This is a genomic window from Sphingosinithalassobacter tenebrarum, assembly GCF_011057975.1.
Lineage (GTDB): Bacteria > Pseudomonadota > Alphaproteobacteria > Sphingomonadales > Sphingomonadaceae > Sphingomonas > Sphingomonas tenebrarum.
Map to the genome: position 1 here is coordinate 2,445,653 of NZ_CP049109.1, position 21,505 is coordinate 2,467,157.

Annotated in this window: 19 protein-coding genes; 11 read left to right on the forward strand and 8 right to left on the reverse strand. The window is 64.3% G+C overall.

Features of this window, described 5'->3' with window-relative positions:
* Nucleotides 1-2: 2 nt before the first annotated feature.
* Genes G5C33_RS12100 through G5C33_RS12125 form a run of 6 tightly spaced genes read right to left on the reverse strand, consistent with a single transcriptional unit; the run spans nt 3 to nt 5,575 of the window.
* A complete protein-coding gene (locus G5C33_RS12100; RefSeq protein ID WP_165327446.1) occupies nt 3-1,199 on the reverse strand; it encodes an exo-beta-N-acetylmuramidase NamZ family protein in 1,197 nt (398 codons plus the stop codon).
* A complete protein-coding gene (locus G5C33_RS12105; protein WP_165327447.1) occupies nt 1,196-1,750 on the reverse strand; it encodes a DOMON-like domain-containing protein in 555 nt (184 codons plus the stop codon). Before G5C33_RS12105 ends, G5C33_RS12100 begins: the two co-directional genes overlap by 4 nt.
* A 6-nt stretch (nt 1,751-1,756) precedes the next feature.
* Nucleotides 1,757-2,524: an enoyl-CoA hydratase gene (locus G5C33_RS12110; protein ID WP_165327448.1), complete on the reverse strand. Its 768-nt coding sequence runs from the start codon at nt 2,522-2,524 to the stop codon at nt 1,757-1,759.
* Nucleotides 2,525-2,570: 46 nt separating this feature from the next.
* Nucleotides 2,571-3,728 (reverse strand): glycosyltransferase family 4 protein, encoded by a 1,158-nt coding sequence (locus G5C33_RS12115; protein WP_228275050.1) that lies wholly within the window; start codon nt 3,726-3,728, stop codon nt 2,571-2,573.
* A 12-nt stretch (nt 3,729-3,740) separates the two neighbouring features.
* Entirely contained in the window at nt 3,741-4,682 is a 942-nt protein-coding gene (locus G5C33_RS12120; RefSeq protein WP_165327449.1) for a YwqG family protein, read from the reverse strand.
* Nucleotides 4,682-5,575 (reverse strand): alpha/beta fold hydrolase, encoded by an 894-nt coding sequence (locus G5C33_RS12125; protein ID WP_165327450.1) that lies wholly within the window; start codon nt 5,573-5,575, stop codon nt 4,682-4,684. Before G5C33_RS12125 ends, G5C33_RS12120 begins: the two co-directional genes overlap by 1 nt.
* An 18-nt stretch (nt 5,576-5,593) precedes the next feature.
* On the opposite strand from G5C33_RS12125, the gene G5C33_RS12130 reads away from it, so the two are divergent.
* The 10 genes from G5C33_RS12130 (at nt 5,594) to G5C33_RS12175 (ending at nt 16,530) form a co-directional block, all read left to right on the forward strand.
* Nucleotides 5,594-6,979 (forward strand): protein adenylyltransferase SelO, encoded by a 1,386-nt coding sequence (locus tag G5C33_RS12130; RefSeq protein WP_165327451.1) that lies wholly within the window; start codon nt 5,594-5,596, stop codon nt 6,977-6,979.
* 84 nt (nt 6,980-7,063) lie between these two features.
* Nucleotides 7,064-8,479, forward strand: a complete 1,416-nt coding sequence (gene astD / locus G5C33_RS12135; RefSeq protein ID WP_165327452.1) for a succinylglutamate-semialdehyde dehydrogenase — start codon at nt 7,064-7,066, stop codon at nt 8,477-8,479.
* A gap of 57 nt (nt 8,480-8,536) precedes the next feature.
* A complete protein-coding gene (locus tag G5C33_RS12140; RefSeq protein ID WP_165327453.1) occupies nt 8,537-9,445 on the forward strand; it encodes a GGDEF domain-containing protein in 909 nt (302 codons plus the stop codon).
* 66 nt (nt 9,446-9,511) lie between these two features.
* Nucleotides 9,512-10,309, forward strand: a complete 798-nt coding sequence (gene cobA / locus G5C33_RS12145) for a uroporphyrinogen-III C-methyltransferase (protein WP_165327454.1) — start codon at nt 9,512-9,514, stop codon at nt 10,307-10,309.
* A complete protein-coding gene (locus G5C33_RS12150) occupies nt 10,306-10,602 on the forward strand; it encodes a DUF2849 domain-containing protein (RefSeq protein WP_165327455.1) in 297 nt (98 codons plus the stop codon). Before cobA ends, G5C33_RS12150 begins: the two co-directional genes overlap by 4 nt.
* 140 nt (nt 10,603-10,742) lie before the next feature.
* A complete protein-coding gene (locus G5C33_RS12155) occupies nt 10,743-12,374 on the forward strand; it encodes a nitrite/sulfite reductase (protein WP_165327456.1) in 1,632 nt (543 codons plus the stop codon).
* The gene (locus G5C33_RS12160) at nt 12,367-12,822 is read left to right on the forward strand and encodes a DUF934 domain-containing protein (RefSeq protein WP_165327457.1); all 456 of its coding nucleotides are present in this window, start codon (nt 12,367-12,369) and stop codon (nt 12,820-12,822) included. Before G5C33_RS12155 ends, G5C33_RS12160 begins: the two co-directional genes overlap by 8 nt.
* Nucleotides 12,815-13,582: a phosphoadenylyl-sulfate reductase gene (locus tag G5C33_RS12165; protein WP_165327458.1), complete on the forward strand. Its 768-nt coding sequence runs from the start codon at nt 12,815-12,817 to the stop codon at nt 13,580-13,582. Before G5C33_RS12160 ends, G5C33_RS12165 begins: the two co-directional genes overlap by 8 nt.
* A gap of 70 nt (nt 13,583-13,652) precedes the next feature.
* Entirely contained in the window at nt 13,653-14,834 is a 1,182-nt protein-coding gene (locus G5C33_RS12170; RefSeq protein WP_165327459.1) for an NHL repeat-containing protein, read from the forward strand.
* 82 nt (nt 14,835-14,916) lie between these two features.
* A complete protein-coding gene (locus G5C33_RS12175; RefSeq protein WP_165327460.1) occupies nt 14,917-16,530 on the forward strand; it encodes a GMC family oxidoreductase in 1,614 nt (537 codons plus the stop codon).
* 43 nt (nt 16,531-16,573) lie between these two features.
* On the opposite strand, the gene G5C33_RS12180 is transcribed toward G5C33_RS12175, so the two are convergent.
* Both G5C33_RS12180 and G5C33_RS12185 read right to left on the reverse strand, forming a co-directional pair.
* Nucleotides 16,574-17,449, reverse strand: coding sequence for a tyrosine-protein phosphatase (locus G5C33_RS12180; protein ID WP_165327461.1), 876 nt, complete (start codon nt 17,447-17,449; stop codon nt 16,574-16,576).
* 13 nt (nt 17,450-17,462) lie between these two features.
* Nucleotides 17,463-20,048: a TonB-dependent receptor gene (locus G5C33_RS12185; protein WP_228275051.1), complete on the reverse strand. Its 2,586-nt coding sequence runs from the start codon at nt 20,046-20,048 to the stop codon at nt 17,463-17,465.
* Nucleotides 20,049-20,308: 260 nt separating this feature from the next.
* Here G5C33_RS12185 and G5C33_RS12190 point away from each other — a divergent pair, with 260 nt between their 5' ends.
* Nucleotides 20,309-21,505 (forward strand): TetR/AcrR family transcriptional regulator, encoded by a 1,197-nt coding sequence (locus G5C33_RS12190; RefSeq protein WP_165327463.1) that lies wholly within the window; start codon nt 20,309-20,311, stop codon nt 21,503-21,505.

The window sequence follows — 21,505 nt, forward strand, 5'->3', positions numbered from 1 at the left end:
GCTCAATAGCGCAGAAACGGCTGCCGCGCGGCGATCCATGCAGCTTCATCGGTGCTGGCCAGCGCATCGAGCTCGCCCGGCGCGGCGCCGGAATCGTCAACCCATTCGCGCAATCCCGGCCCACCGTTAATCACGTCGATCGCCAGCTTGTCGAAGACATATTCATAGGGAAAATCGCGCCACAGTTCGAAATCGGGATAGAGCGTGCGCACCGCGCGGAACCCGGCCGCCTGCAGCCGCCACGGGCGGAAAACTTCATGGCCGTATCCGGCGCCTTCGGCGTGGATGAAGACGCCGCTGCACAATTTGCCTTCATGCTTGTGGAAGGTCGGTTGAAACCACATGTCGCGCAACGTGCATCCCGCCAGCCATTCCGGCGCGATTCGCCGCATTTCCGCGATCACTGCCCGCGCGTCGATGTCCGGCGCGCCGAACAGTTCGAGCGGCCGGGTCGTCCCCCGCCCCTCCGACAGCATCGTCCCTTCCAGCATCACCGTACCGGCATAGGCGCGCGCCATGTTGACGTTGGGAGCGTTGGGGCTGGGATTGATCCAGATGCGCTCGGGCGGCCATCCGCAACCGGGCGCGACATCGGGCTCCCAACCTTCCATTTCGATCACCTGATAGTCGAGGTCGAGCCCATAGTGATCGATAAACCAGGCTCCGAGCTCGCCGAGCGTCATGCCGTGCCGCATCGGCATCGGCCCGGCGCCGACGAAGCTTTCCCAGCCCGGCAGCAGCGTCAGTCCCTCCACCGGACGCCCCGCCGGATTTGGGCGATCGAGCACCCAGACCGACTTGCCGTGCTGCGCCGCTGCCTCGATCATATAGAGCAATGTCGTGACATAAGTGTAGATGCGGCAGCCCAGATCCTGCAGATCGATCAGGACCGTGTCGAACGTGTGCATCGATTGTCCGGTCGGGCGGCGCACTTCGCCGTACAGGCTGAAGACCGGCATCCCGTAGATCGGGTCGGTGAAGTCGGGCGACTCCATCATATTGTCCTGAAGGTCGCCGCGTACGCCGTGCTGCGGGCCGAACACCGCCGAGACGTTGAGCCCGGTCGCCACCAGCGCATCAAGGCTGTGCGTCAGATTTTCCGTGACGGAGGCGGGATGCGCGAGCAGCGCGACGCGTTTGCCCTCGAGCGGTTTGCGAAGTTGCGGGTCGGCGAGCAGCCGGTCGATGCCGAATTTCATGAACGCTTGGGTGCCGGGAGTTGCAGCGCAAAGCAACTCGGATCGTGAAAATCGGGCTTTTCGCTCGGATGGGCGAGCGCCCAGTGCGAAATGCCGCCGTCGCGATCCTCTATCACGGCGCTGAGTCCCCAGCGGCTTCCCGCCACCCACCAGTCGCCCGGGTCGACCATAGCGGTCACCGACAGGCGATCGCTGTCGCTGTCGACGAAAATGCGCGGAGGCACTGCCGAATCGGCGACAGCCATTCCCTCGCGATACCGTTCGAAATCATAGATGGCGTAGTTGCGGCTCGGCGCGAAATTATATTCGCGATAGTGCTTTGCGCGCCCGGGCCGGACGAACGCTTCGAAGCATGTCGTGCGCCACAACGCGTCACGCCGTTCGGGAACCGCCAGTTCCGCGACACGCAGCGCTTCCACCTTTCCGGTCACCGAATATTCGATCTCGAGCAGATCGGTAAGCGTGCGGGACAGCTTTGCTGCGATCTGGATATTCGGCACCGATTGCCCCGGAAAGGGCAGCAATGCGCGCTTTGCGATAACGGCATCCACGCCCGATCAGCCGAAACTGGTGAAATCCGGGGCGCGCCGCTGCGAAAAGGCCGCAAAGGCCTCCTGCGCCTCGGGCGTTTTCAGCCGCTCGCCGAACACGCGGCTCTCGATGTCCACGCGCTGCCGGATCGCGTCGGGATCGCGCATCAGCCGCTTCGTAGCGATCAGCGCGCCGAGCGGCTGCTTCGCAAGTCGCTGCGCCAGTGCGTTCGCGGCGTCCGTCAGCCTGTCGCGCGCGACGATTTCGTTGGCGAGCCCCCATGCCAGCGCATCGGCGGCTCCGATCGGCTCGCCCAGCGCAAAGACGCGATAGGCGCGGGCATGACCGATCCGCTCGGGCAACAACAGGCTCGACCCCGCTTCGGGTACCAGCGCGAGATTTACGAAAGGCGCGACCAGCTCGGCATCCTCGGAAAGCACCACCTGATCGCAATGAAGCAGCATGGTCAGGCCGACGCCGACCGCCTTGCCGTGCACCGCCGCGATCAGCGGCTTCATATTGTCGGCCAGCGCATGGAGAAACCGCCCGACACCACGCTCCCCGATATCGCCGCCACCCGCCGCGACGAAATCGGCGATGTCGTTGCCCGAACAGAACATGTCGCCTTCGCCGCGGATCACGATCACGCGAATATCCGCGTCCTCCTGCGCGGCGAACAGCTCGTTGGCCAATGTGCCGTACATCGCGTCGGTCAGTGCATTCTTCTTGTCCGGCCGATTGAGTACCAGCGTCAGCACGCTGTCGGTAACTTTCGCCTCGATATGATCGGTCACGCTTCTCTCCTCTCGGGCACCTGTGCCTGTCCGGCCTGTTGCGTCGTCAGGCGCTCAGCAGACCCTTGCGACCCATCGCCGATTCATACAGTTCGGCATAGGCGCGGATCATTCGCTTGTCGTCATATTCGCTCCGCGCCTTCGCACGGTTCGCCGCGCCCACCCGCTCGCGCTCGTGCGGATGCTTGACCAGCACTTCAAGCCGGTTGCGCAAATCGACTTCGGACCAGTCGGGGCCAATATAATTGGCGTTTTCAGGCGCCACCATCAGCGGGACGTCGCCCGCGGGCGGCGCGCAGATCGGCAGACCGGCCGCCATTGCCTCAACCACAGAGATCGGGAATTGCTCGCTCTTCGAAGACAGCGCGAAAATGTCGAAAAGGCCCATATAGCGCCAGGGATCAGGCACGAATCCCGGCAGCAGCAGCTTGTTTTCGAGCCCCATTGCCTCCGCCGCGTCGAGAATGGCCTGCCGTTCGGGGCCTTCGCCGACGATCACCAGCCGAACACGCTGCGAAAGGCCGCCCACAGCGCGGACCAGCATCGGCAGGTCCTTCACTTCGCGCAGCCCCGCAACCGTACCGATCACTGTCTCGCCGGGCTTTCTCTCGAATCCCGGAAGCGCCTCCGGGTTGGGCTGGCCGGCGAAACGAGCCGTTTCGATCCCGTTGGGAATACGCACGATTCGCTCGGCAGGCTGTTTCCAGGCAGTTTGCGCGATCTTCTCGAGCCGCTTCGAGGGCACTACGAGCGCATTGGCCGCAGGAAGCGCGATCCGGCGATACATGTTGCGAACGGGATTGAGTCGCGCCGCTTCATCGGCGTTGAATCCGTCCTCGTGATGGACAACGGGCGGCAGCCCCCTGCCGAAAACCCGCGCCGCCATCACGCCGTCGATCGCGCCCCAGTTGTAGGTAAGCACCAGATCGAATCGCCGCATATAATTGGCGATCGCTTCATAGCGCCGGATCGAAGGTTTGCCGGTCAGCGGCGGCGGATTCTGGGCGATCTCGTATTTCACGCCGGACGCGATCCGCTCGCGCGCGCCAAGCTGGTCCGGCATGGCGGAGGCAATGGTGTGCCGCGCCTTGTCGCCGAACGCATTCATCAGCTGCACCGCGCGCAGTTCCTTGCCGCCGGGCGCAAAGGTCGAATGGAGATGGAGGATGTGGATCGTCGCCATGACCGGGGCGCTTAGCGTCATTTGCGCGCTTCGTCAGCCACAGTCCCAATAGAAGATCACGCGATCGAACCGGCGCGCGAGCAGGTCCCGCTGCGAAATCAGGAACGCCGCCTCGCCGACATCGCCCCACATCAGGCCGGTTTCAGACGAAAGCCGCAGCAGCACGCGATAGTCGGCGAAACGTCCCGCGGTGCGGAAATCGCCTTGTACGAACGCCGTGTTACCGCCGACATGATGCGCCAGGTCCGGCAGCCGCGCTTCGGCGACGAGCATATCCTCGATCCGGTCGATTCCGGGGCGGCGAAGCTGCCCTTCCAGCCGTTCGCGAATCCGCCAGTCATGGCTTTCGGGCCAGCTTTCACGGATCTGGCCGGAGAGAGTCATACCGATGGCGCGCACTACCTCGTCGTGATAGGGCGTGAAGTCGCTCAGGCATTCGTCACCGGCGATGGGCGGCGGCGACAGCAGTGCGCCGTTGCCCGGGAGGACGGGTCGCCAGATCAGCTTCGCCTTGCCCCGCTCGGGCGTCTCGTGATCGACGCCGAACATATCGTCGCGACCTATAAAGAACTGCAGCAACCCGGCATCGGGAAAGTCGGGCAGCTGCGGCAAGTCACCGAAATCGAGCTGCGCTAGAAATTCAAGCGGGGTGCCCGAGGAGTCGCGCGGCCACTCCTCGCATTCGGCCAGCCATGCCGGGCCACCGATACGAGTGCCGCCGGCACGCACCGGGCGCTCCACAGGGGTCAGTCGGATCGCGGGCAGCTTCAACGTTTCGCTCCAGGCGAGGAAATCGCTGATTTCACCATCGGTGAACGGCGTTGAAACGGGATTTTCGCGCTCGAAATCGGCGCGCCAGACATCGATCGCGCTGGCACCGGGAAACGGATCGGGCCGCCTGCGCGACCTGCGCCACCACCAGAAGATTCCGCCCCAGCCCAACACGAATACTGCCAGGCCGACCCAGGGCGACATCACACCGCCTCCGCAGCCTGTTCGACGCGCGCGAGCAGGCGCTCGGTCGCGGCGATCGATTCGGGTTCGTCCAGCGTCGGCGCATGGCCGACACGCGGAACCGTGGTCAGTTCGCATTCGGTTAGGCGATCGGCCATCTTCTCCGCCGCCTCCGCGCCGAGAATGTCGGACCGTTCTCCGCGCACCGCCGCCACCGGTTTTCCGGCCAGCGCGTCAAAGGCCTTCCACATATCGGGCCCCGCCTCGTTACCCGGCACGCGGAACGGCTCCGCGATGCGCATGTCATAATCGAGAACGATGCGTCCGCCGGGTGTCAGCTTGTAGAGCCGCTTCGCCATCGCCAGCCAGTCCTGGATGTCATAGTCAGGATAGACGTCACCGTTACCCTCGGCCACCGACCGCGCCGCGTGAACCCAGGTGTCGTGCCACATCGGCTTGCCGACATAATCGCGAATTCGCGCCAGTCCGGCCGGATTCAGCTCGGGTCCGACATCGTTGAGCAAGGCCCCGACGATCCGCTGCGGCCCGGTCGCGGCAAGCAACATGCCCAATATGCCCCCCAGCGACGTCCCGATGACGACGAAGCGATCGAGCTTCAACGCGTCGATCAACGCTTCGATATCCTGGAGATAGGTCAGCGGAACATAGTTCATCGGGTCTTTGGCATAGGCGCTGTCGCCGCGCCCGCGCAGCTCGACGACGATCACCCGCCAGTCGCCGGCGAAACGCTCGGCAAAATTCACATAATCGCGCACATTGCGGGTCAGTCCCGGAATGCACAGCAAGGGCGGCCGCGCGGCGTCGCCGGGATAATCGCGGTAATGCAACCGCAATCCATCCTTGGACCACCAGAAGCCATCCTCATACGGTGTCGGGTTGCGTCGATCGGACATCGCTCCCCATATCGCCGCATGGCCTTTTTCCCGCAAGCGTCTCCCGCCCCCTCCGGCTATCGCCCCGCCACGGCGATCCTTTCGCTCGGCGACCCCTTTTACGACAGCGTGGCGGCCGCCGATTTTCCCGAGACGAAATTGCGGTTCCGCAACCAGCGCTGGGCGGCGAGCGTCGGCCTGGACCAGCTTACCGATGACCAATGGCTTGCGCATTTCGGGCGTTTCAAGCCGCTCCCCGACAATCTGCCCGACCCGCTTGCCTTGCGCTATCACGGGCATCAGTTCCGCGTGTACAATCCCGAAATCGGCGATGGTCGCGGCTTTCTGTTCGCGCAGCTGCGCGACGGCGACGGCCGTTTGCTCGATCTCGGAACGAAAGGCTCGGGCCAGACGCCCTGGAGCCGGTTCGGCGACGGGCGGCTCACGCTGAAAGGCGGCGTCCGCGAAGTGCTTGCGACCGAGATGCTGGAGGCGCTGGGCGTCGATACCTCGAAGAGCTTCTCGCTGATCGAAACCGGCGAACAGCTTCAGCGCAACGACGAACCCTCCCCCACCCGCTCGGCGGTTCTCGTGCGGCTGAGCCACAGCCATATCCGCATCGGCGCCTTTCAACGGCTCGCCTATTTTCGCGAGGAGGACGCGATCCGGCGGCTGATCGCCTATGTCCTCGAACATCTCTACGGCGACACGCCAAGCGAGGACGGCGCTGCCCGGCTGCTCGACCATGTCGTAACCCGCACGGCGCGATTGGCCGCCGGCTATATGGCAGCCGGCTTCGTGCATGGGGTGCTCAACAGCGACAATATCAACGTGACGGGCGAAAGCTTCGACTATGGGCCCTGGCGGTTCAATCCGACCTGGGACCCGGATTTCACTGCCGCCTATTTCGACCGCACCGGCCTCTATGCCTTTGGTCGCCAGCCCGAAGCCATTCACTGGGACACGATGCAGCTTGCAGTCTCGCTGCGACTGGTAAGCGAAGCCGAGCCGTTGATCGCCGTCCTCGAAACCTTCGGCGAGCGATACCAGGCGGCAGTGGCGGAGGCACTGTTCTGGCGGCTCGGGATCATTCCCAGGAACGGGGAGGAGGATGCGGCATTGGTCGCCGCTATGGAACGGGCGCTTCGTGCCAGCGATACGCCGGTCGACCGCTTTTTCTTCGACTGGTTCGGCGGCACACCGCCTGCTGGCTACGGCGATTCCTTTGCCGAATTGCGCGAATTGATCGCGCCCTATGTGGCGCGAAAGCCGCGCGACCACCCCTATTGGAACGACACCGAGCCCTGCGCGATGCTGATCGACGAAGTCGAGGCGATCTGGTCGGCGATCGACGCCGACGACGACTGGCGGCCATTCGAAGCGAAGGTCGCCGCGATCCGCCGGATGGGTGAAGCCATCCGGTAAGTTCCCGATCCCCGGGGAGTGGCGCGGGCGAAATTTTTCGTGCAAGAGCGGGCGACCTTCGGGAGCCCAAGACAAAGAACGCGAATGGCCGGAACCGAAATTGTCTCCACCGAGCCCGCCACCGGCGCCGTGCTGTGGCGCCACAGCATCGGAGATGTCGATGCGGAAGTGGCGCGCGCCCGCGAAAGCTGGGCCGAATGGGCCGCGCGCCCGCTTGCCTATCGCATCGAAACCCTGCGCCGCTTCGCCAATGTTGTTCGTGCCAAATCGGACGCGCTTACCGATCTGATCGCACGCGAAACCGGCAAGCCGCTCTGGGAAGCGCGCAACGAAGTCGAAAGCGTCATCAACAAGGTCGATCTTTCGGTCACGGCCTATTCGGAACGAACCGGCCAGCGGCGGATCGAAGCGCCGATGAACACGCGGTTGGCGCTGCGGCACAAACCGCACGGCGTGCTGGCGGTGCTGGGGCCCTTCAACCTGCCGGTGCATCTGCCCAACGGTCACATCGTTCCGGCGTTGCTGGCGGGCAATGCAATCGTCTTCAAGCCATCGGAAAAGACTCCGGCCTCGGGCGCGTTTCTGGTGGAATGCTATCATGCCGCCGGAGTGCCGGAAGGCTGCGTCCGCCTGCTCGTGGGCGCCGGCGAACAGGGCAAGGCGCTGGCGGCACACCCCGATATCGATGGACTGCTCTTCACCGGATCGGCGAATACCGGCATCTCGCTCAACCGCCAGTTCGCGACGCGCCCCGAAAAGATCCTCGCGCTCGAAATGGGTGGCAACAACCCAATCATCGTCTGGTCGACTCCCGACCTCTATTCGGCGGCGGTGCTGGTGGTGCAAAGCGCGTTCACCACCGCAGGGCAGCGCTGCACTTCGGCGCGACGGCTGATCGTGGAGCAGAAGCTGTTCGAACCGCTGATCGGTGAAGTCAACAAGCTGATCGGCCGGCTGATCATTGCCGAGCCGCATGCCGACCCGGCGCCCTTCATGGGTCCGGTGATCGACAACGACACCGCCGACATGCTGACCGAGAGCTTTCTGGCGCTGTCGACGCGCGGCGGCCGCCCGCTCCGCCATATGGAACGGCCGATCGAGGGTCGCCCGTTCCTCACGCCCGGGCTGATCGATATGACCGAAGCGAACGACAAACCCGATGTCGAGCTGTTCGGTCCGATCCTGCAGGTCTATCGCGCCGAGCAATTCTCCGACGCGATCGCCGAAGCCAACAACACCCGCTACGGCCTTTCGGCCAGCCTGGTGAGCCAGGACCCGAAACTCTACGATCAGTTCTGGGCGAATATCCGCGCCGGAATCGTGAACTGGAACCGGCCGACCAACGGCGCGTCCTCGGCAGCGCCGTTCGGCGGGATCGGCTGGTCGGGCAATCATCGGCCGACTGCATTCTATGCCGCCGACTATTGCGCCTATCCGGTGGTGAGTTCGGAGAGCGAGCAGGCGCGGGCCTCGATCGGCCTCGGACTGCGCGACGCCTAACCAGGATCAACCTCCGGGTTAGCACGGTGTTTACCCATCGCATTTAGCAAAATCCGCATGTACGAACCCGCTGTTCCCCAACCTACGCCCGTACGAACACTGGCGACGGTTCGCTCCAGCGCCGAATGTCGCTTCGAAGCTACTTTCCACAACGCGCCGATCGGGATCGCCCATGTTGCGCCCAACGGCGATTTTCTGGCGGTGAACGACCAGTTCGCGAAAATCACGGGGCACAGCCGCGAAGCGTTGTTGAAGCACGGCTTCCCGCAGATCACCCACCCCGACGACCTGGGGACCGATCTCGACAATGTCGAGGCGCTGTTGACGGGCGAACGCGATCGCTATTGCATGGCCAAACGCTATGTGCGCCCAGACGGCGATGTCGTCTGGGTGAACCTTACCGTCGCGCTGATGCGCGACGAGGAAGGCCAGCCCGATTATTTCATCTCGGTGATCGAGGATATCTCGGAAGTTCGCCGGGCTCGAACCGAAGCGACCCGCGATCCGCTCACCGGCCTGCTCAACCGGCGTGGGCTGGCGGATCGCCTGCGCGAAACGCGCCTCGGCGCCTTTCGGGACGAAGCGCCGTTCGCCCTGGTCTATCTCGACCTGGACCGTTTCAAACAAGTCAACGACGCGCTGGGACACGCCCGCGGCGACGCATGCCTGAAGGCGGCGACCGAGGCCTTGGGCGGCCTTTTGCGGGCAGGTGATCTGTTCGCCCGGATCGGCGGCGACGAGTTCCTGCTCATCCTGCAGGACTGCGGCCCCGACGCCGCCGTACAGCGCGTCGCGCATTTCGAAGCCGCGATTGAATCGATCCAGGTTTCGCCGGGATGGCAGATGGGCGGAAGCTTCGGGTTCGTCACCGTAAGGCCCGACGATCCCCGTTCGGACAGCCAGCTGATCGACGCGGCCGACATCGCGATGTTCGCGGTAAAGCGCGCTCGCTGCGCCGGCCGATAGCTGCGCTAGCAACGCCCCAAGCAACCGTCGATTGCAGCCCGGGGCTCGCGACGTCATGTCGGCGCCATGAAAAATGCGCGCGAAGCTCATGATGAACAGGCCGCCGGCCGAGTAGTATTGGTGGGCGCCGGGCCGGGCGATCCCGAGCTGCTGACCCTGCGTGCGGCAAAGGCGCTCGCGGCGGCCGATGTGCTCGTCCATGACGGGCTGGTCGACCCCCGCGTGCTCGACATGGCTCCTGATACCGCCACGCGCATCTCGGTTGCCAAGAAGCGCGCACGGCATACGCTGCCGCAGGAAGGCATCAACGCGCTGCTGGTCGAACAGGCGCGCACCGGCGCCACCGTCGTCCGCGTGAAGGGCGGCGATCCGTTTGTCTTCGGGCGCGGCGGCGAGGAAGTCGAAGCACTGCGCGCCGCAGGTATTGCCGTCGAAGTCATCCCCGGCGTGTCCGCCGCGATCGGCTGTGCGGCCGAGGTACAGCTTCCCCTCACCCATCGCGACTGGTCAAGCGCGGTCAGCTTCGTCGCGGGCCAGTGCAAGGGGCTGTCCGATCAGGACTGGTCGGGCCTCGCGGGCAAGGGGCGCACGCTCGTCATCTATATGGGCGTAGCCACCGGCGCGGCGATCGCGGAAAAGCTGATCGGCGACGGCGTTGCACCGGAAATGCCGGTGGCGGTGCTCGAACGCGGCACGCTGCCCGGATCGCGCGCACTGCGGACGCTGCTCACCGATCTCGGCGACATGATGGCGCGCGAGGGCGTACGGAGCCCCGCCGTTATCGTCGTCGGCGAAGTCGCGCAGCTGGCGAACGCACAGGATAAACTTGCGGCCTGGGCGGCCGCGGCGGAGACATTTGCATGAAGCTTCTCACCGGAAACGACTTGAAAACCGGCGACGTGATCTGGTGGGCAGGCGGCGACTGGTCGCGCCATGTCGAGGACGCCGTAGATGTCGGCGACAAGGGCGAGACGCTTGCCGCGACCGAGGAAGCCGCGCGCCGGGTGAACGGCCCCTATGTGATCGACGCAGTAGCATCCGACACCGGCCCCCGCCCCGCACATATCAAGGAGCGCGTCCGCGCGCTCGGCCCCACGGTGCGGCTCGATCTCTCGCTCAAACCTGCCGACCCCAATGCCGGAAGCTGGGTGATATGAGTCGCGCCCTCCCCTCCGTTCGGTTCGAGCAGCTTCGAGCCCGGCCGAGAAGCGTCCGTCGAGAACCCTCGATACCGGACGTCTCGACTTCGGTTCTCGACAAGCTCGAACCTGCGCTCGAAGCAAACGGAATTTGATGCATGTACAAATACGACCAATATGACCAATCACTCGTCGAAGCGCGCGTCGCCGAATTCCGCGACCAGTGCGAACGGCGGCTGAAGGGCGAGATCACAGAGGATCAGTTCAAGCCGCTGCGGCTGATGAACGGCCTCTATCTCCAGCTTCACGCCTATATGCTGCGCGTCGCCATTCCCTATGGCACGCTCGACGGGCGCCAGATGCGGATGCTCGGCCATATCGCGCGCAAATATGATCGCGGATACGGCCATTTCACCACGCGCCAGAACATCCAGTATAACTGGATCAAGCTGGAGGATTGCGGAGACATTCTCGCCGATCTCGCGACGGTCGAAATGCATGCCATCCAGACCAGCGGCAATTGCATCCGCAACATCAGTTCGGACCAGTTCGCCGGCGCCGCCGCCGACGAAATCGCCGATCCGCGCCCCTGGGCGGAGCTGCTCCGGCAATGGTCGAGCTTCCACCCCGAATTCAGCTACTTGCCGCGCAAGTTCAAGATCGCGGTGATCGCCAGCGAGGAAGACCGCGCGGCGATGCGGCTGCACGATATCGGCATCCAGCTGGTCGAGAAAGACGGCGTTGTCGGCGCGCGTATCTTCGTCGGCGGCGGCATGGGCCGCACGCCGATGATCGCGCCCGAAATCAAGGACTTCGTGCCCTATGAAGACCTGCTGAGCTATCTCGAGGCGTGCCTGCGCGTCTACAACCGCTATGGCCGGCGCGACAATATGTACAAGGCGCGGATCAAGATCCTCGTCCACGAGATCGGCGCCGACGAATATCGCCGCCAGGTCGACGAGGAATTCGCGCATGTGAAGACGCTCGGCATGGATCCGCCGCGCGCCGAGCTGGAACGCATCGCGGCCTATTTCGCCGATCCGGCGTTCGATGCGAACGCTCCCGAGGAAATTGACCGCAGCGATCCCGATTTCGCACTGTGGGTCGACGCCAATGTGAAGGCGCACAAGCAGCCCGGCTATGCCTCGGTTACGATCAGCCTCAAGCCGATCGGCGGTATTCCGGGTGATGCTTCGGCCGACCAGATCGACCTGATGGCCGACCTTGCCGAGCAATATAGCTTCGACGAACTGCGCGTCACGCACAGCCAGAATATCGTGCTGCCGCATGTCAGGAAGGCCGATCTCTACGCGCTGTGGCAAAAGCTGCATGAAGCGGGGCTCGGCGAAGCCAATCTCGACATGATCAGCGATATCATCGCCTGCCCTGGCCTCGATTATTGCAGCCTTGCCAATGCCCGATCGATCCCGGTGGCGCAGAAGATCGCGACCCGCTTCGCCGATATCGGCCGTCAGCGCGAACTGGGCGAACTCAAGCTCAAGATTTCTGGATGCATCAATGCCTGCGGGCATCACCATGCCGGCCATATCGGTATTCTGGGCGTCGATCGGAAAGGCACCGAGAATTATCAGCTGCTGCTCGGCGGATCGGGTGCGGAGGATGTCAGCCTCGCAAAGATCACCGGCCCCGGTTTCGATGAGGACGGGATCGTCAACGCAGTGGAGAAAGTCACCGACGTCTATCTCGCCCAGCGCAGCGAAGGCGAACGCTTCGTCGACACTTACCGCCGCGTCGGCATGGATCCGTTCAAGGAGGCGCTTTATGGTTGACGCATTCACCACCGAAGGCGTGGTCGACAACGCGCTGCGCTTTCGCAACGATGAGCCGCACGAAGAACCAGCGGTGACTCTCGACGCATTTCTCGATCAGAGCAACGCAACGGCGGTCCGGCTCGAAACCGGCGAGGATGCGCGCGCGCTACTCCCCTATCTCGACCGTCTCCAGCTCGTCGAAGTGAGCTTCCCCAAATTCCGTGATGGCCGCGGCTATTCGGCGGCGCGTATCCTGCGGGAAGAAGGTTATACCGGCGAATTGCGTGCACAGGGCGACGTGCTGGTCGACCAGATCCCATATATGCGCCGCTGCGGCTTCGACAGTTTCGCGCCCGACAGGCCGGTGGACGAAGCCGTGCTGACGCGCGCGCTCGACCGCTACGATCACGTCTATCAGGGCGCGGCCGATGGCCGGATGCCCGTCTGGGAATTGCGTCATGGCTGAATCCGCTCGCCGCGTCATCGACCGTATCGATCCCGGCCCTCGCTGGACCGAGAGCGACGCGGTGCGCCTCAACAACATGTTCCGCGGCCGCGATACCGAAGAGATGCTGCGCGCGGTGATCGGCGATGCGATGCTCGGCGACGCTGCGGTCGTATCGTCCTTCGGCGCGGAATCGGCGGTGCTGCTGCATCTGATCGCATCGGTCGATCCGTCGGTGCCGGTGCTGTTCCTGGATACCGGCAAGCATTTCCCCGAAACACTCGCCTATCGCGACACGCTGGTCGCACGACTGGGCCTCACCGACTTCCGCAATCTCGAGCCCGATGCCGACGTACTCACCAAGAAGGACGAGACCGGGCTGCGCTGGTCCTATGATCCCGACGGCTGCTGCGAAATCCGCAAGGTGGTTCCGCTCGAAAAGGGGCTCGCGCCGTTCGACGCGAGCTTCACCGGGCGCAAGGCGTTTCAGGCATCGACGCGCAACGCGCTGCCGCGCTTTGAGCTCGATGGCGACCGCCTGAAGGTCAATCCACTCGCGACCTGGACCAGGGACGATCTCGAAGCCTATTTCGAGGCGCATGACCTGCCACGCCATCCGCTGGTGGCGCAGGGCTATCCCTCGATCGGCTGCGCGCCGTGCACCAGCAAGGTGAAGCCGGGCGAAGACCCGCGTGCGGGCCGCTGGCGCGGCTGGGACAAGACCGAGTGCGGCATCCATACGCCGGTCGACGACAACGACCCCGATCTGCCGGTCTTCTGAAGGCGCCCGGGCTTGCGCCGGAAGCTTTCCTGCCGGACAGTGCAGACAACGACAGCAGACGGAGACCGCAATGCGCCTGTTCGCCATGCTGGTCGCGGCAAGCACCGCGATCTTCGCCCCCGCCGCCTCGGCCGACCCCGAAATCCCGGTTGTCAGCGAGCGATTCCGTGAGGATGTGCCGATCCCGACCTTTCGCGCGGATGTCGGCTGGCCGAAGCTGCCCGATGACGTGATCCTGGGTCAGATGCCCGGCATCGCGGTAGATCGCGAGGACCATATCTGGGTGATCCACCGCCCCAATTCGCTGACTCCGCTCGAAGCCGGACTGGCGCAGGAGCCGCCGACCGCCGTATCCTGCTGCCGCCCGGCGGCGCATGTCCTGCGGTTCGATGCGACGGGCAATCTGGTGGCGAGCTGGGGCGGACCCGAACACGCACCGACGATCGACGGCATCAATCAATGGCCCGCCAATGTCCACGGCATCTATATCGATAACGACATGACCGTCTGGATCGCCGGCAATGGCGATGGCGACCATGTCGCGCTCAATTTCACCAGCGACGGCACATTCCTCCGCCAGATCGGCCGCCGCGAAGCGACCGGCGGCAATGACAGCGAAGCGCTGCTCGGGAACCCCGCGGATATCGCCGACAACGGCGCAAGCGTGCTGGTGGCGGACGGCTATATCAACAAGCGCATCGCGGCGTTCGACGCCGAAACGCTCGACTATCTGCGCGCCTGGGGCGCCTATGGCGGGACGCCCGACGCGCCGGTGCGCGAAGGAACGTTCGATCAGAGCCAAGCGACCAGCACCGGCGACGGCGGCGCCAATCCCGAATCGACCAGCTTCGGTGACATCGTCCATTGCGTGGTGCGCGGGCCGGACGATGAAATCTATGTCTGCGATCGCCGCAACAATCGGCTCCAGCTCTTCCGCGAAACCGGCGACGGCATCGAATTTGTCCGCGACGTGGTGATCGCCCCCGAGACCGGCGGCCTGCGTACCGCTTCGGACGTCGCCTTCTCGCCCGACGGCGCCTATCTCTATGTCGCCGACATGATGAACGCGAAGGTCTGGATCCTGCTGCGCGAAACGCATGAAGTGATCGGCAGCTTCGGACGGGTTGGCCGCTATCCGGGCCAGTTCTTCTGGCTGCACAGCGTCGATGTCGACAGCGAAGGCAATGTCTATACCAGCGAAGTCGGCACCGGGCGGCGCATCCAGCGCTTCGTCTTCACCGGACTCGAATAGCACGCACCCGCGATACCCGTCCGCAAGACTGGCATTCGCGTCGCGAACCCGGCAGAGGGGAAAACGGAGCGGGTGCAGGACCATGAGCGAACCGGCCGGGGATTTCGGCAGCTATGACTATATCGTCGTCGGGGGCGGCAGCGCCGGCTGCGTGCTCGCCAACCGGCTGAGCGAGGACCCGCGCAACCGCGTGCTGCTGATCGAAGCGGGCGGGCGCGACAATTATCACTGGATCCGCATCCCGGTCGGCTATCTCTATTGCATGGGCAATCCGCGCACCGACTGGTGCATGAAGACCGAGCCCGATGCGGGGCTCAACGGCCGCGCGCTCAACTATCCCCGCGGGCGGGTGCTTGGCGGCTGTTCGTCGATCAACGGCATGATCTACATGCGCGGACAGGCTGCCGATTATGACGGCTGGGCGCAGGCCGGAAACAGCGGCTGGAGCTGGAACGACGTCCTCCCCTTTTTCCGCAAGTCCGAGGATCATTATCGCGGCGCCGACGAGCATCATGGCGCGGGCGGTGAGTTGCGGATCGAGCAGCAGCGGCTGCGCTGGCAGATCCTCGAAGCGTTCCGCGCCGCCGCCGAACAATATGGCGTCCCCAAAATCGCAGACTTCAACACCGGCGACAATGAAGGCTCATCCTTCTTCGACGTGACGCAGCGCAAGGGATTTCGCTGGAGCACCGTCGACGCCTTCCTCCGCCCTGCCCTCCGCCGATCCAATCTGCGCGTCCAGACCAACGGCGTGGTCGAAGCCGTCACTTTCGACGGCAAGCGCGCAACGGGCGTGCGGCTGCGCGTCGGCAAGCGGCTGTGGGAAGCGCGCGCGAAGGGCGAGACGATCCTCGCGGCGGGTGCGGTCAACTCCCCCGCCATCCTGCAACGTTCGGGCATCGGCGATAGCGAACGGCTCGCGAGCCTCGGCATCGGCTCGGTCCATCACTTGCCGGGCGTTGGCGAGAATCTCCAGGATCATCTCCAGATACGCTGCGCCTACAAGGTACACGGCGTGCCGACGCTCAACGGCCGCGCGGCGAACTGGGTCGGCAAGGGACTGATCGGCCTCGAATATCTCGCGCGCCGCACGGGACCGATGGCGATGGCGCCGAGCCAGCTCGGCATGTTCGTCCGCTCGCACGGACGGTTCGCGACGCCCAATCTGGAGTATCACGTTCAGCCGCTCAGCCTCGCGGCGTTCGGCGGCGCGCTCGACCCCTTCCCCGCCTTCACCGCCAGCGTGTGCAATCTGCGCCCGCAAAGCCGGGGCACCATCACCATCGACAGCGCCGACCCGTTGCTGCCGCCGCGCATCCGACCCAATTATCTCTCCGAAGCCGAAGACGTCCGCGTGGCGGTCGAAGCCGTGAAGGTAACGCGCGCGATCGCCGCACAGCCCGCTCTCGCCCGTTACCGCCCGGAGGAATTCCGCCCCGGCCCGGCGATGCAGACGGACGAAGAGATCGCCGCAAGCGTCGGCGATATCTCGACCACCATCTTCCATCCGGTCGGCACCGCCGCGATGGGCACGGGAGCGCGTGCGGTGGTCGATCCCGAGCTGCGCGTGCATGGCATCGGCGGCCTGCGCGTCGTCGACGCGTCGATCATGCCCACCATCACGTCCGGCAACACCAATGCACCGGTGATCATGATCGCCGAAAAGGCGGCGGCCATGATCCTGTCCGCGCAATAGCGCCGATCACGGGCGGGCCCTTCGAACCCGCCCGGACTTTCGCCTATTCTGTATAGAGGTCGCGCAGCTTCTGAATGTCTGTCGGGGTCAGGCCCAGCTCCTGCTCGAAATAGCCCTCGACACTACCCGAACGCGCCTCGATTCCCGCGAAGCTCGCTTCGAGATAGTCGCGTTCGACACCCATCAGCGCCTGAATCACTTCCTCCGGCAGGCTGCGATAAAATGCCGCTTCGGGGCCGTCCTGACCGGACAGGTCCGCGGGTTTGAAATACTGATTCGACAGCAGATAATCCTCGAACACCGTCTCGCGCGGGACGCCCAGCGCCGTCAGCAGCAGCGCCGCCGCGACACCCGTACGGTCCTTGCCCGCCGAACAGTTGAACGCCAGCGGCGCATTGCCCGCCAGCAGTTCGGCGAACATCAGCTTATACTGGTCGGCAAACTGATAGGGCAGTTCGGCATAGGTTTCGGCGAAGGCTTCGCGCGCCTTCTCGCCGGTCACGTCGGGGCCGGTCAGCATGCCGACGATCGGCCCCATATCCATCGCATAGTCCTTGCTGTGGACGCGCGGCGCACCCTCTTCCGGCCAGGCGACCGGCGCCTTGGTCCGCTCGCGATTGTCGCGGAAATCGCTGACAACGACGATGCCGCGACGGCGCAGCTCAGCGAAGTCGGACGAAGTGAGCTTGTCCATCGCCCCCGAGCGATAGAGCATACCCCACTTCACTGTCCGCCCGTCCTGCGTTTCATAGCCGCCAAGGTCGCGGAAATTCTGGCCGCCCTCCAGCGGAACGACGCGTTGATGCTGCGCCGGCGCATCCTGCGCCATCGCGACCGGCGTGGTGGCGATCAGGCCGGTCGCCGGCGCCGCGAGTGCCAGAGCGACAAGCGCCCTGGCGATCGGGTTTCCAAATTTCATATTCTGCCTCTCCTCAATAATTCACGCGCACGCCGAACAGGAAGCGGCGGCCGATCTGTTCCACTTCGCTGGGCCGATCGACACTGCCTTCGTAAGCGACGTAGGTTTCGTCCGTCAGATTGTTGAGATCGGCGAACAGCGTGAAGTTCGGCGTCAGTGCGTAACGCAGCGCGACGTCGAGATTGCCGTAGCCCTTGCGATATTCGTCGCCGCCCGAACCCAGGCCGAGCCCGCCGAGCGTATCGGGCCAGTCGTCGCGCCACTGATAGCTGACGCGCGCCGAGATGCCGTACTTCTCATAGAAGAGCGATGCATTGACCACCGTCTTCGACGTGCCCGGGAACGGCACGTCCTGACGCGAGGGCGTATCGAAGCTGCCGTCGAGAAGCGCGATATTGCCCTGGAAACCGAAGCCCGAAAGCGCGCCGGGAAGGAAATCCCATTGCTGGAGATAGGAAAGCTCGACGCCGTAGAGCTTGCCGTTACTGCCGTTGAAGCTCGACACGAAACGATAGCCGGTGCGATCGATCCCGGGGCTGTCATACGTATCGTCGGTGATCACGTCCTGGCTGTCGTACAGGACATTGTCGACCCAGCGATAAAAGCCGCTGATCGAGATCACGCCCGCGCCGGAGAGATAATATTCGAGCGACGCGTCGGTGCCCCAGGTATATTCCGGGCGAAGCAGCGGATTGCCGCCGCTCACCGTACCCGGCGTGGTCACGTCGCTGATCGAGGCGCCGGTGCGGATCTGGCCGAAACTCGGGCGCGCCGTGCCGCGCTGACCCGAAATGCGGAACACCAGATCCTGCGTCAGATCGAATTTGGCATTAACCGACGGGAAGATGTCAGTCGCGGTGAAATCCACCGAGAGCGGCGCCGGTACGCCGCTGTCGTCGACGATGAAGCCGTGGCTGGTGCGGGCGTAATGCTCGACCCGTGCACCCGCGACGACCTGTCCGGTGCCGAATTCCCACTTCGCCATCGCATAGCCGGCAAGCAATTGCTCTTCGATGTCATAGAGATTGACCGCAGGCACGTTATCCGCCGGATCGTACAGGCCGGCGGCCTCAAGCGCGACAAGGCCGTTCTCGAAATCGGTGCGGAATCCCTTGTTGTCGAGATAGGTCAGGTCGAAGCCGCGCGGAAAATTCGATTCCCAGGCTTCGCCGGTGACATAGTCGGCCGGGTTGATCGTCATGCCGACCGCCGGGAGATAGGCCGTCAGAAGCACGGCATTGCTCTGCGCGATCGTGTTGCCGCTGATCGCCCGGTCGTCATACTGGACACCGGCCTTCACCGTGACGGCTTCGAACTCGCGGACGAAGTCTGCCTTGGCGACATAGCTGTCCGAAAAGGTATCGCTCACGATCGGCAGGCCGATGACGAAATCGAATGCGCTTTGATCGAGCGCGGTCAGTGCCGTTCCGCGCGCATAGCTGCCCGGCGTGGCGCCCGGGACCGTCGTGTAAAGCTGGGCGATCGGGAAATTCGGATCGGACAGGTCATAGGTCATCGACGGGCGCAGCAGCGGATTGAACTGCTGGTTTTCGAGGATCAGCGGCAGATAGGTGGTGTTCTCGGTGCGCGTATAGTTGAGGCGCAGCTTCGCCCGCCAGTCATCGCCTTCGACGTCGCCGCCGATCGTCGCGATATAGTTGCGCGTGCGATACTCACCATATTCGGCCGTCGAGCGAACCGGAACGCCGATCAGGTCGCCGCCGGTCGGCGTGCGTGTTCCGCCCAGCGCATTGGCGAGCTGGAAGGTGTACATGTTGCGCTCTTCGTCGTCGCTGAAATCGGAATAGACGAAGTTGGCGAACACCCGCGACTGCGTATCCGGGTGCCACTCCACACCCGCGGTCGCGCCGTTATTCTCGCGCACCAGCTTGTAGCTGCGCACGTCATAGCTATCGAGCAGATCGCCAGTATAGCCGAATTCGCGATTGTCGGTGGTCTGATGGCGGCGATAGTGCGAGCCGCCGATCACGAAGCCGATGCTGTCGTTCGACCAGGAGAGCCGCGCCGATCCCTGACGCTGCTCGCCGCCGCCCAGTTCCATCCAGCCATAGCCGAGGTCCGCCTGCACGGCGAGGCCGCTCTGTTCGAACGGCGAATAGGTCCGCAGGTCGATCTGCGCGACAACCGCTTCAGCGGGAAGATCCGGGGTGAGCGACTTGTTCACCGCGATCGAATCGAGAATGACCGCCGGCACCGCATCGAACCGGAAGGCGCGCGTATTGCCGCCTTCGTCGACGCCGATCACCGGCACACCGTCGAACGACACGCTGGTCCAGCGATTGGGCGCGCCGCGGACCTGGATATAGCGTTCCTGCCCCTGGTCGCGCTGCACCGCCACGGCGGGAAGCCGCGCCAGCGCCGCCGCCGAATTCTGGTCCGGGAAACGGCCGACCGTGTCCGACGCGATGATGTTCACGAGATTGTCGGCATTGCGCTGCTGCTCGAGCGCGGCTTCCTGGGCATCGAGGATCGGTGCGAAGACAGTGATTTCCTCTCCCTCGATCGGTTCCGCCTCACTCTGCTGCGCCGATGCCGGCTGTGCGGCGATGGCGAGGAACAGGGCACTTCCAGCCAGCAACCACTGGCGACTACGCTTGCTGCAATAGGTGTTCACAATCTTCCCCCGACAATGAGTCGGCGGCCAATTAGAACGATTGTATGTCAGCTGAAGAACAGTTGTATTGCATCGGCGCGTCGTATCAAGGTCGAAATTGTGACTGTTGCCCCCGGATCGGCGCTGCGCCATGAGTCCTCGAGTGGAGAGGATCGGGAAAACCCGCCAGCGGCCGAGACATAGCCGGACAGCGGGAGCCGATGACGCCTGAAGGATTGCGCTGCATGCAACTGGCCAATGAAGACGCGCTGGCAAAAAATGATCGCCTGGTCGGGGCGATGATCGACTCGCTGGAAACGGAAGGCCATGCCGCCGTTTCCGCACGCTCGCTTGCACTGACGGCGGGAACCCCCGTCTCGAGCATCTACTATCACTTCGGAAATCTGGAACAGTTGTCGCACGCCACGTTCCGTGAAATTCTCGCGCGCACCGCCCGCTGGATGCAGGATCAGCTGACGCAGCTTCCGATCAAGAACGCCGATCCGCGCGCGCTGGCCCCGGTGATGGCCGCCGTGATCGACGATTGGTGCACCGACCAGCGCGCACTCGCCTTTGGCTGGCGCGAATGCCAGCTGCTCGCCGGACGCAATCCGGCCTATCTGATCTACTGCCGCGAATGGACCGAGCTCTGGTCGCATTTCTGGAGGGATATCTGCGCGCGGTGCGGGATGGCGGATGCCGGCACGCTGACTGCGCAATATTGCGAGGGTGAGAGCCTGTTACACCTCATCCGCTGGCGGCGCGCGATCGATCGCGCCTGTCTGACCGAAAGCTGCGAAGGCTGGGTTCGCTGGATGCACGGCTCGCTTGCCGCCGAAGGCCCCTGGCGGCGTTTCGCACGCGAGGAGGCCGAGCGCACCCGCCCCCAAACGCAGCCTCTCGACGCAGCCGGCGAAGCAATCGCATACGCCGCGGCGGACCTGGTGGCCGAAGGCGGACTTGGCAATCTGACGCACCGCGCCGTGGCCGCGCGCGCCGATGTGACGCTCGGGTTCGTCTCCTACAAGTTTCGCACGCGCGATGCGCTGCTCCGCGCCGCCTTCGATGCCATTTACCGCCGCGTTGTGCCGCCTGAATCTTCAACTGCCTGGCAGCCTCACCAGGCCGGCCTCTGGTCCGACCAGCCGCATGATGGTGAGGCCCCCGAACCGATGCTGCGCGCGATTGATGACATGATCGTCGCGGCGGCGCGCGATTCGAACCTGGCCATCTTCGCCAGCCAGCTACGCTATTTGCGCGGCCAGACGAGCGGACGGGTCCTGGCGGCGAAACTGGAACGCCCGGTCTCCCCGCTCGACGCCGCGCTGTTTTCCTCGCTGGGCATGGGGCAGGCACGCGCGCTGATCGGCACCAGCGCGGCAGAGCAATATCGCACGCGGGAGGAAAATCTCGACATCATCCTCGAACGGATCGGCGGCTGA